Raw genomic sequence first — 17,144 nt, 5'->3', positions numbered from 1 at the left:
GGCGTGTTCAAGAAAGGGGGACCCTCGCCACGGCCATCAAATCGCTATATATTTATTTATATAGCGATTTATCCTCTCAGCGCCGCACACTTCCTATAACAAGCGGCGCATTTGCCTGTCCCTTTCCTTTGAACGGAGCCGCTTCATGACCATTCGCGCCCCACGCTTTGCCCCGATTTGCCTGGCCGCCCTCCTCGGCGTGCTCGCTTTCAGCTCGGCCCAGGCCGCCGAAGTCCAGGTCGCCGTCGCGGCCAACTTCACCGCGCCGATCCAGGCCATCGCCGCCGACTTCGAAAAAGACACCGGCCACAAGCTGGTCGCGGCCTACGGCGCCACGGGCCAGTTCTACACCCAGATCAAGAACGGCGCGCCGTTCGAAGTGTTCCTGGCCGCCGATGACAGCACCCCCGCCAAACTGGAAAAAGAAGGCGATATCGTTGCCGGCTCGCGCTTCACCTATGCCACCGGCACCCTGGCCCTGTGGTCGGCCAAGGACGGTTATGTCGATGCCAAGGGCCAGGTGCTCAAGGACAACCACTACCAGCACCTGTCCATCGCCGACCCGAAGGCCGCGCCTTATGGCCTGGCCGCTACCCAGGTCCTGGCCAGGCTCGGCCTGACCGACAAGGTCAAGGACAAGCTGGTCACCGGCCAGAACATTACCCAGGCCTACCAGTTCATCTCCACCGGCAATGCCGAGTTGGGTTTTGTCGCCCTGTCGCAGATCTACAAGGACGGCAAGGTCACCAGCGGTTCGGCGTGGATCGTTCCAGCCGACATGCACGAGGCGATCAAGCAGGACGCGGTGATCCTGACCAAGGGCAAGGACAATGCCGCCGCCAAGGCGCTGGTCGAGTACCTCAAGGGACCGAAAGCCGCCGCTATCATCAAATCCTACGGTTACCAACTCTAAATGCCGCTCACGAGTGCTGATTTCGCCGCGATCTGGCTGACCCTGAAACTGGCGTCCCTGGTCACTATCATCCTGTTGCTGATCGGCACTCCGATTGCGCTCTGGCTGGCCCGCACCCACTCCTGGCTGCGCGGACCGGTGGGCGCGGTGGTGGCACTGCCGCTGGTGCTGCCGCCGACGGTGATCGGCTTCTACCTGCTGATCGCCTTCGGCCCCCACGGCTTTATCGGCCAGTTCACCCAGTCCATCGGACTGGGCACCCTCACTTTCAGCTTCACCGGGTTGGTGATCGGCTCGGTGATCTACTCGATGCCCTTTGTGGTGCAACCGCTGCAAAACGCGTTCAGTACCATCGGTACTCGCCCGTTGGAGGTGGCGGCGACTTTGCGTGCCAACCCCTGGGACACTTTCTTCAGCGTGGTCCTGCCCCTGGCACGACCAGGCTTTATCACCGCCGCGATCCTCGGCTTTGCCCATACCGTCGGCGAGTTCGGCGTGGTGCTGATGATCGGCGGCAATATCCCGGAAAAGACCCGGGTGGTCTCGGTGCAGATCTACGACCATGTCGAGGCCATGGAATACCTCCAGGCCCACTGGCTGGCCGGCGCCATGCTGGTGTTTTCCTTTCTCGTGTTGCTGGCGCTGTACTCCAGCCGCAAGACCAAAATGGGCTGGAGTTGAGCCATGGCTTCTTCGATACAGGTCCGCCTGCGCCTCGGTTATCCGGACTTTGTCCTGGACCTCGACCTGCAATTGCCCGGCCGTGGCATTACTGCCTTGTATGGGCACTCGGGCTCGGGCAAGACCACCTGCCTGCGCTGCATCGCCGGCTTGGAAAAAGCCTCCGAGGCCTTTATCCAGATCAACGACCAGGTCTGGCAGGACAGCGCGCGCAAGCTGTTCGTCCCGCCGCACAAGCGTGCCCTGGGCTACGTGTTCCAGGAAGCCAGCCTGTTTGCGCACCTGTCGGTGCGCGCCAACCTGGAATTCGGCCTGCGTCGCATTCCCCGCGCACAACGCCGGGTGGACATGGCCCACGCCACCCACTTGCTGGGCATCGGACATCTGCTCGAACGCCAGCCAGAGCATCTGTCCGGCGGCGAGCGCCAGCGTATCGGCATTGCCCGGGCGTTGCTCACCAGCCCGCGACTGCTGCTGATGGACGAACCGCTGGCGGCGCTCGACAGCCAGCGCAAGAACGAGATCCTGCCCTACCTCGAACGCCTGCATGAGGAGCTGGATATCCCGGTGCTCTATGTCAGTCACTCCCAGGACGAAGTGGCGCGCCTGGCCGACCATATCGTCCTGCTCAGCGCGGGCAAGGCCCTGGCCAGCGGCCCCATCGGCGAAACCCTGGCGCGGCTCGACCTGCCCATGGCCCTGGGCGATGACGCCGGGGTGGTGATCGAGGGCACGGTCAGTGCCTACGACAGCCAGTACCAGCTGCTGACCTTGCAACTGCCCGACAGCCTGCTGAACGTGCGGGTCGCTCACGCGGCACTGGCACCGGGCAAGCGCCTGCGCGTCAAGATCCAGGCCCGCGACGTCAGCCTCAGCCGGCAACCGGGCGAACACAGCAGCATCCTCAATCTGCTGCCGGTGACCATCACCGGGGAAGTCCCCGCCGACAACAGTGCCCATGTGCTGATCCGCCTGGAGGCTGCGGGCACGCCGTTGCTGGCGCGGATCACCCGCTACTCCCGTGACCAGCTCAAGCTGACTCCGGGGCAGACCCTCTGGGCGCAGATCAAGGCGGTGGCGGTGCTGGCCTGACGCCTGAATACACGCCACGCGCAACATCCGACTCCCGCAACGCCATCGCCGCGTTCTACACTGCTGCTCATTCCCCAAGCGACGGAAGACCCGATGACGGCCAAACCAGCAGCGACGCTTCTCGACACCCTTGAAGGCCGGCGCCTGGCGGGCGAGGATGCCGTCCGCTGGCGTGAATGGGGCCCCTACCTGAGCGAACGACAATGGGGCACGGTGCGCGAGGACTACAGCGCCGACGGCGATGCCTGGGCCTATTTCCCCCATGAGCACGCCCGCAGCCGCGCCTATCGCTGGGGCGAGGAAGGGCTCGCTGGCTTTTCCGACAAATCCCAGCACTGGTGCCTCGGGCTGGCCCTCTGGAACGAACATGACCCGATTCTCAAGGAGCGCCTGTTCGGCCTGGACAACGCCGAAGGCAACCACGGCGAAGACGTCAAGGAGTTGTACTTCTATGTCGATGGCGTGCCCAGCCACGCCTATATGCGCATGCTCTACAAATACCCCCAGGCAGCCTTTCCCTACAGCGACCTGATCAGCGAAAATGCCCGACGCGGCCTGGGTGATGCCGAGTACGAGATCCTCGATACCGGAGTGTTCGAGGACAACCGCTATTTCGATATCACCGTCGAGTACGCCAAGCAGGGGCCGAACGACATCGTCATGCGGGTCAGCGTGCACAACCGCTTTCACCTGCCCGCCCGGCTGCGCGTGCTGCCGCATCTCTGGGCGCGCAATGACTGGAGCTGGAGCGCCCACGCCCGGCGGCCGAGCCTGACCCTGGAAGGTGACAAGGTCAGCGCCCTGCACGCCGGCTGCGACCCCATGCAGGCCAGTGCCTGGGGTGATCACGGCCACGAATGGCTGTTCTGCGAAAACGAAACCAACACCCGGCGACTGTACGGTTCGCCAGCCGACGGCCCGTTCAAGGATGGCATCAACGACCATGTAGTGAACGGTGCCGAGAGCATTCGCCGGGATGCCGGGACACGGGTGGCGGCGCACTTTTCCCTGGCGCTGCAAGGGGATGAAACCCGTACGGTTTACCTGCGTTTCGCGCCCCCCGACGCCGAAAGGATCAACGCTCGCCAGCTGTTTGCAAAGCGCCGCCAGGAAGCCGATGACTTCTATGCCGTCTTGCAAGAAGGCCTCGAGGACACCGACGCGCGCAATGTCCAGCGCCAGGCCCTGGCCGGCCTGCTGTGGTCCAAGCAGCTCTATTACTTCGATGTGAACCAGTGGCTCGACGGCGACCCGACCCAGCCGCCACCACCGGCCGAACGCCTGCACCTGCGCAACAGCCACTGGCGGCACCTGTCGAACTTCGACATCGTCTCCATGCCGGACAAATGGGAGTACCCCTGGTATGCCTCCTGGGACCTGGGTTTCCAGGCGGTGGCCTTCGCCCTGATCGACCCGGGCTTCGCCAAGCACCAGTTGCTGCTCTTGGTCAAAGACCGCTTCATGCACCCTAATGGCCAGTTGCCCGCCTACGAGTGGCGCTTCGACGACGCCAACCCGCCAGTGCATGCCTGGGCATCGTGGCGGGTCTACCAGCGGGAAAAGGAGCTGATGGGGACCGGCGACCTGGATTTCCTCGAACGGATCTTCCACAAGCTGTTGTTGAACTTCTCCTGGTGGGTCAACCGCAAGGATGCCGAGGGGCGCAACCTGTTCCAGGGCGGCTTCCTGGGGCTGGACAATATCGCCTTGTTCAACCGCTCCGACGACCTGCCGCCCGGTGACAGCCTGGACCAGGCCGACGGCACCGCCTGGGTCGCCGCCTATGCCCTGGACATGATGCGCATTGCCCTGGAACTGGCCAAACGCAATCCGGTGTATGTCGATATCGCGGTGAAATTCTTCGAGCACTTTCTCTATATCGCCGGGGCGATCAACCGGGTCGATGACAGCGCCGAAGGCCTGTGGGACAGCCAGGACGAATTCTTCTACGACGTGCTGCAACATCCCGATGGCCGCAGCGAACCGGTGCGCCTGCGCTCCATCGTCGGACTGATGCCACTGTTCGCCGTGCTGGTGCTGGAGCAGCGCGAACATGAAGGCCTGCCCGGCCTGCGTGAGCGGCTACTGGGCTTCATGCACCACCGACCGGATCTCGCGGCCCTGGTCTCGCGCTGGAACGAACCCGGCGACGGCAATCGCCTGCTGCTGGCCCTGTTGCGTGGCGAACGCACCAAAAACCTGCTCAAGCGCATGCTCGATGAAGCCGAGTTCCTCTCCGACTTCGGTATCCGCTCGCTGTCCAAGGCGTTTGCCGCGCAACCGTTGGCCATGCAGCTCGACGGCAAGATCCTCAGCGCCCGCTACCAACCGGCGGAGTCCGACTCGCGCCTGTACGGCGGCAACTCGAACTGGCGCGGACCGTTGTGGATGCCGATCAACTACTTGCTGATCGAGTCGCTGCGCGAATTCCACCGCTACTACGACGATCACTTTTCCGTGGAGTACCCCAGCGGTTCCGGCTATCTGTCGTCACTGGATGAAGTCGCCGACAGCCTGGGCCAACGCCTGACCTCGCTGTTTCTCCTCGACGACAACGGATACCGTCCGACAATGGCGGCCTACGCACAGTTGCAGGCCGATCCGGCGAGTCGCGACCTGGTGCTGTTCCATGAGTATTTCCATGGCGACAGCGGACGCGGCCTGGGCGCCTCCCATCAAACCGGCTGGAGTGCGTTGGTGGCCTTGCTGCTGCAACCGCGACGCTGATCCCCCACCAGGTGTCCGCTTGAGCACACACATGAATATGTATTCGAACGCCACGACGATACATATTCACTTCATAGAAACAAAACAACTTCAGCAGCCCATAACGGAACAGTATTCCTTTCACTTCAGCTTATATTCAGGTTAATACAAGAAAACACCACATTGGATGTTGACTTCAAGCACCTCGTTGAGTAAATTCCCCCTGCCTGCTGCTCAGGCCTTTTTTCAACTCATAAAAGAACCCAATGGACACAGTATCTAGACGCTGTCCGGTTCCCGCGAATGCGGCTCACCGGGCGCTTAACCCAGAAAATGACGGGACTCGACGCACAGGTCGGGTGAGCTGCGCCAGGGCTTGATGCTCTTTCCGTAACTCGCCTCTGCCGGCGCCAGTCCGGTCGCGAGGTGTGTTATGACTTTCAAATCCTCTGTAATGCCCGGCGTTCGCGCCTTTGCTTCGAACATGCGCGTCAAACTGTCCCGTGAGCCGGTGAAATCGGCCCGCGGCAACGCCCTGTTCGCCGCCCCCTCCTCCAAGGCTTCGGCACGCGCCTCCATCGGCTGGCGTATCTGCCCGAGCACCGGCCAGCTGCAACAACGCTGGAATTTCGATGACAGCCAGGACCCGCAGAGTATCGGGCTTGCGCAGCTGTTCCAGCGCGCCGGCCTGACCCTGAACCTGTATGTCGAGACCCGCGCCGCTTAATTATCCGGCGCTGATACAGACAACTAACACGGCGACACTTTCAACTTGGAAGTGCACGGCATTGTCATGCCCTTAATTATTAAAACTTGAGTACTTCATTATGGACGAAGCCAGTAGGCGGTTCGCTGTCCGTCATTATTTCGTGAACGGGCAGCGAACGTTAAAACCTTATACACCCTCTTATCCGAATCCCTCACATCCGCGTGACTCGGCCTGTATTCGTTCGCCTGTTGAATAGGTGAGTCGTCTATATGCCCGGTCACGAAGATGTGACAGAGGCATCGCTATGAACGCAGTCAAAGACCCTATCCGGCCAACCGCAAACCGCGCGACGCAAGACCCCAAGCTGTCGATGCGCGCCGCCCGCGAATCGCAACACACCCTGGCAACCACCCTGAGCAACGTCAACGCCAGCCGTGACGGCCTGACCGAACTGGACGCCGCCGGCCGCCTGCAGCGCGAAGGCTTCAACGAAGTCGCCCACGACAAGCCGCCACACGTCCTGATCCAGCTCCTCCAGGCGCTGAACAACCCCTTCATCTACGTGCTGCTGATCCTGGCCGGCATCAGCTTCTTCACCGATTTCTGGCTGGCCGAGCGTGCCGGTGAAGAAGGTGACCTGACCAAGGTCATCATCATCATGACCATGGTCACCCTGAGCAGCAGCCTGCGTTTCTGGCAGGAGCACCGTTCAGCCAAGTCCGCCGAAGCCCTCAAGGCCATGGTCCGGACCACCGCCAGCGTGCTGCGGCGCGCGCAACCGGGCAACAAGCCAGTGCTGCGCGAAGTACCGATGCGTGAACTGGTGGCCGGCGATATCGTGCAACTGTCGGCCGGCGACATGATTCCGGCGGATATCCGCCTGATCGAGTCCCGCGACCTGTTTATCAGCCAGGCCGTGCTCACCGGTGAAGCCTTGCCGGTGGAGAAGTACGACACCCTCGGCGATGTAGCGGCCAAATCCGCCACCACCGGCACCGATCAGAGCAATCTACTGGACTTGCAGAACATCTGCTTCATGGGCACCAACGTGGTCAGCGGCACCGCCAAGGCCGTGGTGGTGGCCACCGGTGCGCGCACCTACTTCGGCTCGCTGGCCAAGGCGATTGTCGGCTCGCGGGTGCAGACCGCCTTTGATCGCGGGGTGAACAGTGTCAGCTGGCTGCTGATCCGCTTCATGCTGGTGATGGTACCGGTGGTATTCCTGCTCAATGGTTTTTCCAAAGGCGACTGGAGCGATGCCCTGCTCTTCGCCCTGGCGGTCGCCGTCGGCCTGACCCCGGAAATGCTGCCGATGATCGTCAGCGCCAACCTCGCCAAGGGCGCCATGGCCATGGCCCGGCGCAAGGTGGTGGTCAAGCGCCTGAACGCGATCCAGAACTTCGGTTCCATGGACGTGCTGTGCACCGACAAGACTGGCACCCTGACCCAGGACAAGATCATCCTCGAGCACCATGTCGACACCACCGGACAGCGCGATGACGCGGTGCTCGGCCTGGCCTGGCTCAACAGCTACCACCAGAGCGGCATGAAGAACCTGATGGACCAGGCGGTCCTGCAGTTCTCCAGGGAGAACCCAAAGTTCCAGGAACCGTTCGCCTACAGCAAGGTCGATGAACTGCCCTTCGACTTCGTTCGCCGCCGCCTGTCGGTCATCGTCCAGGACAGCCGTGCCGATCACCTGCTGGTGTGCAAGGGCGCGGTCGAGGAAATGCTCGCCATCTCCAGCCACGTCATGGAAGGCAACGAAGTCATGGCCCTCGACGAGCAGCGCCGCAAGAGCCTGCTGGCCCTGGCCAACGATTACAACAAGGACGGCTTCCGCGTCCTGCTGCTGGCGACCCGCGATATTCTCAAAGGCCAAACCAAGGGGCAATACAAGACCGCCGACGAGCGTGACCTGGTCATCCGCGGTTTCCTGACCTTCCTCGATCCGCCGAAAGAAACCGCGGGGCCGGCGATTGCCGCTCTGCGTGATATCGGCGTCATGGTCAAGGTACTGACCGGCGACAACGCCGTGGTCACCTGCAAGATCTGCCGCGAAGTCGGGCTCGAGCCAGGCCTGCCGCTGCTCGGCCAGGATATCGAGCACATGGACGACGCAACCCTCAAGCTGCGCGTGGAGGAACGCACGGTCTTCGCCAAGCTGACCCCGTTGCAGAAATCCCGGGTGCTCAAGGCGCTGCAATCCAACGGTCACACCGTCGGCTTCCTCGGCGACGGCATCAACGACGCCCCGGCCCTGCGGGACGCCGACGTCGGGATTTCGGTGGACAGCGGCACGGACATCGCCAAGGAGTCGGCCGACATCATCCTGCTGGAAAAGAGCCTGATGGTGCTGGAAGAAGGCGTGCTCAAGGGCCGCGAAACCTTCGGCAATATCATGAAGTACCTGAACATGACCGCCAGCTCCAACTTCGGCAACGTGTTCTCGGTGCTGGTGGCCAGTGCCTTCATCCCGTTCCTGCCGATGCTGTCGATCCACCTGCTGTTGCAGAACCTGATCTACGACATCTCCCAGCTGGCCCTGCCGTGGGACAAGATGGACAAGGAATACCTGCGCAAGCCACGCAAGTGGGACGCGAAGAACATCGGGCGCTTCATGTTATGGATCGGGCCGACCTCATCGATCTTCGACATGACCACTTTTGCCCTGATGTGGTACGTGTTCGCCGCCAACAGCGTGGAAGCCCAGGCGCTGTTCCAGTCCGGCTGGTTCATCGAAGGCCTGCTGTCGCAGACCCTGGTGGTGCATATGCTGCGGACCCAGAAGATCCCATTCTTCCAGAGCACCGCGTCGTTGCCGATCATCGTCATGACATGCCTGGCGGTCAGCATCGGCATCTACCTGCCGTTCTCGCAACTGGGCACGCTGGTCGGCCTGGTGCCGTTGCCGATGACCTACTTCCCGTGGCTGGTTGGCACCCTGCTGGCCTACTGCGTGGTGGCCCAGGGCATGAAGACGTACTACATCCGCCGCTTCAAGCAGTGGTTCTAACGCAGCGCCAAGGATCACACCGAACCTGTAGGAGCAGAGCTTGCTCGCGAAGGGGCCCTTGAGGCCGCCAAAAGCTTCGCGGGCAAGCTCCGCTCCCACACCTTGTATTCACCCATTGGCACCGATAACCCGGCCATCCCCCGGAGCCCACCATGGAACCATTCAGCCAGTTCCTCGCCGTGCTCGACTACAGCTATCGGGCGCTGTCGGTCCTGTTCCTGACCCGAGCGGCAAAAGTGGTCAGGCGGGTCACCGTGAAGCTCTATGTTCGCGGGACGCTGACCGCTATCGAAATGCGCTACCTGCTGGCGTTCTCCAGCAGCATCAGTCGTATCTCGGTGAGGTTGCTGCGCCCACCCAGAAAGTAAAAAACCAGTACGTGGAGAATCCTCATGTCTGGAACCGCTCTGTTGATCCACCTCGCCGGTGCCATAGCCCTGTTGCTATGGGGCACCCACATGATTTCAACCGCCCTGCTGCGCGGCTTCGGCACCCAGTTGCGCAATGGCCTGGGACGCAATCTCGATAAACGCTGGAAGGCCCTGCTCTGCGGCATCGGCATCACCAGCGTGCTGCAAAGCAGTACCGCGGTAAGCCTCATGGCCACCTCGTTCACCGCTGCCGGCACCCTCAGCCTCGCCCCGGCGCTGGCCGTGATGCTGGGGGCCAATATCGGCTCGACCCTGGTCGTGCAACTGCTCAGCTTCGACACCTCGATCGCCATCCCCCTGGTGCTGCTGGTGGGCTTCGTGGTATTCCGCCTGCGCGACGACTCACGCTATGAAAGCGTCGGCTGCGCCCTGATCGGCCTGGGCCTGATGCTGCTGGCGCTGAGCCTGCTGAGCGCGGCCCTGGGGCAGATGGAAAGCACACCGCTGTTCCATGTGCTCATGCAAGGCCTGGACGGCGACCTGCTGATCGCCCTGCTGGTGGCGGTGCTGCTGACCTGGATGTGCCACTCCAGCGTCGCGGTGATCCTGTTGATCGTCTCCCTCGCCGGCACCGGACTGATGTCGCCGGTGACCACCCTGGCGCTGGTGCTCGGGGTCAATATCGGCGGCGCCTTGCCGTCGGTGATGAATGCCGGCACTCCGGTCGCCCGGCGCCTGCCACTGGGCAATCTGCTGGTGCGGTTGTTTGGCGCACTGCTGGTGCTGCCCTTCGCCAATCTGCTGGGCAAGAGCCTGGCCGGCACCAACATCGCCCCCGCGCACCTGGTGGTCTACCTGCATATCGCCTTCAACCTGCTCCTGGCCCTGGGCTTTATCGGCCTGGTGGACTCGCTCGCCAGAGGGCTGACACGCTTGTTGCCGACGCCGGAACAGGCCGCCGACCCGGGCATGCCGCAGTACCTCGACGAGGCCGGCCTGGAAGTGGCCAATATCGGCCTGTCAAACGCCGTGCGCGAAGCCCTGCGCGTCGCCGACATGCTCTCGGTGATGCTCGACCGGGTACTGCAGCTGTTCCAGAAACCCGGCGAAGTGTCGGCCGAGGATATCCGTCAACTCGACCAATCCCTGGATCTGCTCAGCGCGGCGATCCGCGCCTACCTGGCGGACATCGGCCAGGACGGCTTGAGCGACGAGGATGCTGATCGCGCCCAGGAGATCCTCATGTTCGTGATCAACCTGGAGCATGCCGGCGACATCCTCTCCAGCAACCTCGCCCAGTTGGCAGCGCGCCGTCGGCGCCGTGGCGAACGTTTCTCCGAGTTCGAGCTGGGGCATATCTATCCGCTGCACGAAGAACTGCGCGAAAGCCTGAGCCTGGCGGTCACGGTGTTCCTGCGCGAAGACATCGTCACCGCGCACCGCCTGGTGGAGCGCAAGGAAGTGATTCGTCGCCTGGAAGCCAGCGCCAGCCGCGAACACTTTCGCAAACTCAGCGCCGACAAAAGCACCTGGGCCGAATCCGGGGATATTTTCCAGCGGGTGCTGCGCGATTACCGGCGCGTGCACCACCACATCGCGGCACTGGCTTATCCGGTTCTCGAACGTTCGGGAGAACGTGTCATGGAAGCCCGCCCCCTGGGTGCGAACGAGCCGGCTCCCGGGTCCATGCACGCCTTTGAACTCAATGACGCCCCCCTGATCGACAAGGACAACTCCCCATGCGCGTCCTGATCTGCGCCGGTCGCTACTACCTGAACGCGGCGATGTGTCGCAAGGCCCTTGAGGCTTATCACCAGACCCGCAGGATCAGCGTCCTGATCCACGGCGGCAACCAGTTCCTGGGCAGCGAAGTCGAGGACTGGGCCCGGGAAAACGGCACGCACCTGGTGCGCTATCCGTCCAATTGGCAGCTCTACGGCAAGCAGGCCGAACGCCGACGCAACCAGTTCATGCTGACGGACAGCGAGCCGGAGCTGGTGATTGCCTTTCCCGGCGGCCACGACACCGAAGAACTGTTGGCCCAGGCCAAAGCCATGAATATCGAAATAAGGAGCATTAACCATGACTGAAAAAACAACAATTTCCAACTCCCTGCTCAAGCACCTACCCGCCGCCCAACAGCGCGCCCTGCAGCGCTCGGTGGTCTTTGTCGGTGCCACCTTCGGCACCTTCCTGCTGCTTTCGCTCTACTCCAGGGCCCATGCGGCCGGCGGCTCGTACGTCGTCGACGATGGCGGCATCAACGACCCCGGCCAGTGCAATATCGACACCTGGTACAAGAGCGGTCGACACCACGCCGCCAACGGCGAAACCGTGCTGTCGGCGGACTGCACGCCGACCGGCCTGCCCTCCGTGCAACTCGGTGCCGACATCAACCGCAGCCGCGATGACGGCGAGCACACGACGATGCTGAGTCCACACTTCAAGGCCTCGATTTTCACTCGCCAAACCCTGGGGCTCGAAGCCGCTGTCCTGGTCCAGGCCCATCTCGCCACGGCTCGCCGGCATGCCTTCGACGGCGCCGACCTCGCGCTGCCACTGACCTACACGCCGTTCGAAGCCTTGCGCCTGACCGTCAGCGGCGGCTGGTACCACGCCCATAACGACGGCGCGCCCAGCGAGGGCCTGACCTGGGGCAGCGGTGTGGAATACGACGTACTGAAATCGCTGACCCTGGTGGCAGAGCGTTTCGGCCAACAAGATGGCGATCAGGGATGGCAGGCCGGACCGCGCCTGCATATTGGCAAAAACCTCGACATCGACCTGGTGGCCGGTCAACACCTGTCGGGCGACCGTGACCGCTGGTTCACCAGCGGAGCCACTGTGCGCTTCTAAGCGCCCCGCAACGAACCTGGCGCTTGCCTGCCAGGTTCATCAGACTTACTGCCCAGGCACCTCATCCAGCAGCAGGACCTGGCGCTCGCTCAATAGATCGCCGATTGCAGCAGCCATGATCCGATAGTGCTCGGTGTTGCGGTGGTGTTCGATGGCGTCATGGTTGGTCCAACGCTCGACGAAGACAAAACGCTCAGGGTCGGCCTGATCGACATGCAGGACATACTCACGACAGCCGGCTTCGGCGCGGGACGGGACCACGCAAGCCCTGAGATGGGGTTCCAGTTCGGCGGCCTTGCCCGGCTTGGCATGAAGGATGGCCACAACACGAATTTCATGATTCATGGGATTTCCTGGAAAAGGGAGATGAAGTCGTGAGCGATCATGAGCCCTTGCCCCGCTGCCTTCAAGTCAAAGGAGAGCATTAGCCACGGCAGCGACGTTGATGAAGCCCGGGTTTTCAGCGGCAGACGAACAACACAACCCGGCTTCGCGCCGGGCCGTGTGTCTCAAGGTTTGAGCGGCAGTTCTTCGTCAAGCTCCGACAGGCTCTTGCCATCGTCGGGGTGTTTCCAGGTTTGCGGCGGCACCTCTTGATCGGTTTCGTCGCTCGGGCTCTCACTGAGCGGCTCTTGATCCTCATCCGGGATCGGCACCTTGCGCCAGGGCATGGCCTGGACGCGCGAGTGCGCAGACGCCGTGAACGGGAAAGCAGGTTGAGTATCCATACGCACCTCGCGTCAGCAGCCCGGACCATCCGGGCTGTCAATCAAGTGTAGGCAATACCGGAACACCTTGCCCCCCCCTGTAGGAGCAACTGTCTTGACCGTTTTTTGAAAGTGATTTCAAGGGACGGTCAAGCTCCCACAGCTCCAGGCCATGCAATTTTTTAAGGAAATAACCGCCGCAGCACTTCACCGCGCGCGTCCAGCAAGGTACGCATGCCCTGCTCCAGTCGAGCTCGCAGCAGGTAGAAGCCGCCCTCCAGCAAAAGCAGCTCCAGTTCCTGGACACGCCCTTCGGCGGCCCATTCACTCAAAGCCTGAAGGTTCATTGCGACACCACCGGCTGCCGGCGGAAAAACAGGGTCACCTGACCCAGTTCGACGCCGAGCTTGCTCATGCTCGAACGATTGATCAAGGTGTCCTCATCCATCAGGTACATCCAGTCGTCGAGGCTCACCTCCCAGGTCGAGCCGTCCACCGGCAGTTTCATCTGATAACGCCAGCGCAGGGCATTGCCCGCCACTTCGCCGTACGCCTCGCCGACCACATCCGCGGCACGGCCGGTCCAGCGCCCGGAGGCCCCCGGGGTCAGGGTCCAGATCCGCTGCTGGCGGCTGCCGTCGCTATAGAGGAAATGTTCATCGAGAATCAGTTGCTCACCTTCGCGGCGGCTGGCGATCTGTACATGGAAGCGCTTGGCCACCTCCCCCGAACGCTTCTGGAAGATGCCCCAGGCCTCCACCGGTTGCGAAAAGAAGCGCACCAGATCGAGTGAGGGACGTTCGGCGGCGTAGTGATCGACTTCGACATTGCCGCAACTGCCCAGCAAGAAGCAACAAAGCGCCATCAGCAGGATCCGCATGCTCGAACACCTCGTAGACTCAGACTTATCGCAGGACAGCGCCCTAGACATTATACAAAAATTATTTTTTGTAAAGGTCTTATCGAAAGCTTCCAATGCTTGAGCCAGATCGGCTCATTCATGAGTTTGAGAGCAATACAGAGCACCAGAAGCCGTGCTGAACGGCACAAAAATCCCGCCTACTTGGTGATTTTAACCGCCAGATTCCAATACGACGCGCCGTGCCGGCTCGACCGCACCGAAGAGAACAAGTCGCGCTATCGACAGGATCGCTCAAAAAAATCAACAAAAAAAGGATAAAAACCGAAAGACAGGCATAGCCTCGAAGACCTGTCGCGATAATTTCCTATACACTTTAAAACAGATGTACAGGAATTATCCTCACACAGAGTCGATATCAAAATGACCTCATTGATATCACCCCGTACTGTTCGGAAAAGTCGAATTTCCCGGACATGGAAGTGGTGCCCACAGTATTTTGAGCCGGGTTAGTGAAAGCAATCGCTATGCATTCGATCAGGCCTTCCGGGTAAAGGCTGTCGTATTGGCCGCTCGGCTCGCAATACCCTGCTATCTCAGTATCAACTTCCTACCCCATGCGGTGTACCAGCCGGCGGCCTGCATCCGCGCCACGCTGGAAGCGGCAAAACGCTTCAACTTCCCGACCAGCCGAATCATCTTCGAAGTCACCAAAAACGAGTACCTGGTCTATAAGCAGCACATCAAGCAAATTATGCTGGAATATAGAAAACAAGGCTTCAAGACCGCTATTGACGACTTTGGCGCAGGTTATTCCGGGCTCTGTTTTCTCGCCGAGTTTCAACCCGACATCGTCAAGCTGGACATGGAGCTTATCCGAAATATCCACGACGACCGGGTAAGGCTGGTCATCGTCGAAAGCGTGCTGAACATGTGTCGATCTCTCGACATGCGGGTGATTGCCGAGGGCGTCGAACTTTTCCAAGGCTACCTGTTCGCCCGCCCGCAGTTCGAAGCCCTGCCCTGCATCACATGGCCAACAGAACCCGCGGATAACCGCCAGGACGCTTGAACAAGCCGTCGACCTGCTCCGCGCACCGGTAAAAAAGCCCGTGCTAGCATGCTGCCTTTGCCCTGCAAACAGGGCTGACAGCGGAGAACAGAGATGGTTGAAGGTCAGCGATTCGCGGCGTTTCTATTCGATATGGACGGGACACTGCTCAACTCCATCGCCAGCGCCGAGCGCGTCTGGGCCAGATGGGCAAAGCGCCACGGCCTCGATGTGCAAGCCTTCCTGCAGACCATTCACGGTGTACGCAGTATCGAGACCGTGCGTCGCCAGAACCTGCCGGGCGTCGATCCCGAGCGTGAAGCGGCGGCAATCACCCAGGCCGAAATCGACGATGTCGAGGGCGTGATCGCCATCGAGGGCGCGAAAGCCTTCCTCTCCAGCCTGCCACCGGAGCGCTGGGCGATTGTCACCTCGGCGCCACGGGCCCTGGCCGAACGCCGGATGGCCGCGGCCGGCCTGGACTTTCCCGCATTGGTGATCACCGCCGAAGACATCGCCCACGGCAAGCCGGCGCCCGATTGCTACCTGCTGGCGGCGCAACGCTTGGGCGTCAACCCACAAGACTGTCTGGTATTTGAAGATGCCCCAGCGGGCATCAGCGCCGGCGAAGCCGCTGAGGCCCGGGTGGTAGTGATCAGTGCCACCCACGCGCACCCGATGGAAACTCCGCACCGGGTGCTGGCCGATTACCGGCAGGTCGCCGTCGACATCAGCGAACAGGGCCTGGCGCTGGTCCGGGCCTGATCGCATCCGTCAGGCGTACCGTACGCCCAGCGAAGCCAGGGCCTTCCAGTAATCCGGGTAGGTCTTGGCCACGCAATCGGGGTCCTGGATGCGGATACCGGCGACTTTCAGCCCGGCCAGGGCGAAGCACATGGCGATGCGATGGTCGGAATGAGTGTCGATCAGGGCATCGCAGGTGCTGCCGGCCAGGGCCGGATCGGCGGCGACCAGCAGGTCGTCACCTTCCACGCTCGCCAGGCCCGGACGAATACCATTGAGGCCATCGAACAGCGCCTGGACCCGATCGCACTCCTTGACCCGCAGGTTCGCCAGCTCGACGAAACGCACCGGGGTCTTATTGAACGCCGCCAGCACCGCCAGGGTCGGGATCGCGTCCTGCATCTGCGAACCATTGATCACGGCCGGCATGTGCGGGAACTGCTGGATCAGCTCCAGCGCCTTGGCGTCCGGCTGGGTGAAGTCTGCACCGGCCACGCCCAGGTCGATATGACCGTCGGTCAGGGCTTGCGCCGCCCACAGGTAAGTGGCCGCCGAAGCGTCCGGTTCGATCCGGTAGTCGCAGGCCTGGTAGCCGGTGGCGGCGACGCGCCAGAGGGTCTCGTCCAGCACTTCCACCCGGGCACCGAAGGCCTGCATGCAGGCGATGGTCAGGTCGACATAGCCGCGGGCACCGATGTCCTTGCCGGTCAGCGCCACCTCGATCGGCGCCTCGCCGCAGGCCGCCAGCATCAGCAACGCCGAGACGTACTGACTGGACAGGCCGCCGTCGATCTCGAAACGCTTGGCCTGCACGCCGCCACGCCCATTCACAATCACCGGTGGGCAACCCGTCTCGCTGGAAACGTCCAGGCCACCGCGTTGCAGGGCTTCGAGCAGCGGGCCGATCGGGCGCTTGCGCATATAGTGGTCGCCATCCAGCACCACGCGGCCGTTGACCGTGGTCACCGCGGCGGTCAAGAAGCGCACCGCGGTCCCGGCATTGCCGAGGAACAGCGCTTGTTCCGGCACTTGCAGCTTGCCGTTGCCGGTGACCACGAAGGTGGTCTCGTCCGGCTCGTCGATCTGCACGCCCATCTGCCGCAGGGCGGTGGACATATGGCGGGTGTCATCGCTTTTCAGCGCGCCGGACAGGCGGCTGGTGCCCTTGGCCAGGGCGGCGAGCAACAAGGCCCGGTTAGTGATCGACTTCGAACCGGGCGGCGTCACCTTGCCGTTCAGGGACGCGTTCGGCGGGATCACGGTGAGGGTTTGCTGCACAGCCATTCATCAACTCTCCAGGCTCGAAAGATAAGCGCACACGCTCGTGCACCTCGACAGTCCGCCATGATGCCATTAATGCGCCCGCTCGATCACCCGTTTCCGTCGTCGACAGCAATAAGGCGATATCGACCATAGGGGAGCCGGGCCATAAAAAATAA

Annotated in this window: 17 protein-coding genes; 12 read left to right on the top strand and 5 right to left on the bottom strand. The window is 62.1% G+C overall.

What is annotated here, in order from left to right; translation table 11 throughout:
* Positions 1 to 145 precede the first annotated feature (145 nt).
* The 10 genes from modA to M5B99_RS16420 all read left to right on the top strand — a co-directional run bounded on the left by modA (position 146) and on the right by M5B99_RS16420 (position 12,344).
* A complete protein-coding gene (gene modA / locus M5B99_RS16465) occupies positions 146 to 913 on the top strand; it encodes a molybdate ABC transporter substrate-binding protein (RefSeq protein ID WP_248805034.1) in 768 nt (255 codons plus the stop codon).
* A complete protein-coding gene (gene modB / locus M5B99_RS16460) occupies positions 914 to 1,594 on the top strand; it encodes a molybdate ABC transporter permease subunit (RefSeq protein WP_248805033.1) in 681 nt (226 codons plus the stop codon).
* 3 nt (positions 1,595 to 1,597) lie between these two features.
* The gene (modC, locus tag M5B99_RS16455; protein WP_248805032.1) at positions 1,598 to 2,686 is read left to right on the top strand and encodes a molybdenum ABC transporter ATP-binding protein; all 1,089 of its coding nucleotides are present in this window, start codon (positions 1,598 to 1,600) and stop codon (positions 2,684 to 2,686) included.
* Between the two features lie 93 nt (positions 2,687 to 2,779).
* Entirely contained in the window at positions 2,780 to 5,413 is a 2,634-nt protein-coding gene (locus M5B99_RS16450) for an MGH1-like glycoside hydrolase domain-containing protein (protein WP_248805031.1), read from the top strand.
* A gap of 412 nt (positions 5,414 to 5,825) precedes the next feature.
* On the top strand, positions 5,826 to 6,119 hold the full coding sequence (locus tag M5B99_RS16445; protein WP_248805030.1) for a hypothetical protein: 294 nt from the start codon (positions 5,826 to 5,828) through the stop codon (positions 6,117 to 6,119).
* Between the two features lie 286 nt (positions 6,120 to 6,405).
* Complete coding sequence (gene mgtA, locus M5B99_RS16440) at positions 6,406 to 9,117, top strand: magnesium-translocating P-type ATPase (protein WP_248805029.1); 2,712 nt, start codon at positions 6,406 to 6,408, stop codon at positions 9,115 to 9,117.
* 152 nt (positions 9,118 to 9,269) lie between these two features.
* Positions 9,270 to 9,485, top strand: coding sequence for a hypothetical protein (locus M5B99_RS16435; protein ID WP_248805028.1), 216 nt, complete (start codon positions 9,270 to 9,272; stop codon positions 9,483 to 9,485).
* A gap of 24 nt (positions 9,486 to 9,509) precedes the next feature.
* Positions 9,510 to 11,240: a Na/Pi cotransporter family protein gene (locus M5B99_RS16430; protein WP_248805027.1), complete on the top strand. Its 1,731-nt coding sequence runs from the start codon at positions 9,510 to 9,512 to the stop codon at positions 11,238 to 11,240.
* A complete protein-coding gene (locus tag M5B99_RS16425) occupies positions 11,228 to 11,578 on the top strand; it encodes a DUF2493 domain-containing protein (protein WP_248805026.1) in 351 nt (116 codons plus the stop codon). Before M5B99_RS16430 ends, M5B99_RS16425 begins: the two co-directional genes overlap by 13 nt.
* Positions 11,571 to 12,344 carry a hypothetical protein gene (locus M5B99_RS16420; protein WP_248805025.1) on the top strand — a complete coding sequence of 258 codons (774 nt, stop codon included), beginning with the start codon at positions 11,571 to 11,573 and terminating at the stop codon, positions 12,342 to 12,344. The genes M5B99_RS16425 and M5B99_RS16420 overlap by 8 nt, the downstream gene beginning before the upstream one ends.
* Positions 12,345 to 12,389: 45 nt before the next feature.
* Here the strand turns inward: M5B99_RS16420 and M5B99_RS16415 are convergent, their stop codons facing one another.
* From M5B99_RS16415 to M5B99_RS16400, 4 genes are all read right to left on the bottom strand, one after another.
* Positions 12,390 to 12,689: a putative quinol monooxygenase gene (locus M5B99_RS16415; protein ID WP_248805024.1), complete on the bottom strand. Its 300-nt coding sequence runs from the start codon at positions 12,687 to 12,689 to the stop codon at positions 12,390 to 12,392.
* A gap of 164 nt (positions 12,690 to 12,853) precedes the next feature.
* On the bottom strand, positions 12,854 to 13,072 hold the full coding sequence (locus M5B99_RS16410; protein ID WP_248805114.1) for a hypothetical protein: 219 nt from the start codon (positions 13,070 to 13,072) through the stop codon (positions 12,854 to 12,856).
* Between the two features lie 161 nt (positions 13,073 to 13,233).
* Positions 13,234 to 13,398, bottom strand: a complete 165-nt coding sequence (locus M5B99_RS16405) for a hypothetical protein (protein ID WP_412548741.1) — start codon at positions 13,396 to 13,398, stop codon at positions 13,234 to 13,236.
* Positions 13,395 to 13,931, bottom strand: a complete 537-nt coding sequence (locus tag M5B99_RS16400) for a DUF3833 domain-containing protein (protein ID WP_248805023.1) — start codon at positions 13,929 to 13,931, stop codon at positions 13,395 to 13,397. Before M5B99_RS16400 ends, M5B99_RS16405 begins: the two co-directional genes overlap by 4 nt.
* Positions 13,932 to 14,409: 478 nt before the next feature.
* Between M5B99_RS16400 and M5B99_RS16395 the strand changes: the two genes are divergently transcribed.
* Together M5B99_RS16395 and M5B99_RS16390 are read left to right on the top strand one after the other, a co-directional pair.
* The gene (locus M5B99_RS16395; RefSeq protein ID WP_248805022.1) at positions 14,410 to 14,982 is read left to right on the top strand and encodes an EAL domain-containing protein; all 573 of its coding nucleotides are present in this window, start codon (positions 14,410 to 14,412) and stop codon (positions 14,980 to 14,982) included.
* A gap of 93 nt (positions 14,983 to 15,075) precedes the next feature.
* Entirely contained in the window at positions 15,076 to 15,726 is a 651-nt protein-coding gene (locus M5B99_RS16390; protein ID WP_248805021.1) for an HAD family hydrolase, read from the top strand.
* A 9-nt stretch (positions 15,727 to 15,735) separates the two neighbouring features.
* Here M5B99_RS16390 and M5B99_RS16385 read toward each other — a convergent pair whose 3' ends face one another.
* Positions 15,736 to 16,989: a 3-phosphoshikimate 1-carboxyvinyltransferase gene (locus M5B99_RS16385; protein ID WP_248805020.1), complete on the bottom strand. Its 1,254-nt coding sequence runs from the start codon at positions 16,987 to 16,989 to the stop codon at positions 15,736 to 15,738.
* Positions 16,990 to 17,144: the final 155 nt, after the last annotated feature.

Origin of the sequence: Pseudomonas sp. MWU13-2100 (assembly GCF_023242365.1) — a bacterium.
Lineage (GTDB): Bacteria > Pseudomonadota > Gammaproteobacteria > Pseudomonadales > Pseudomonadaceae > Aquipseudomonas.
This window is presented reverse-complemented; position numbering and strand designations above follow the sequence as displayed.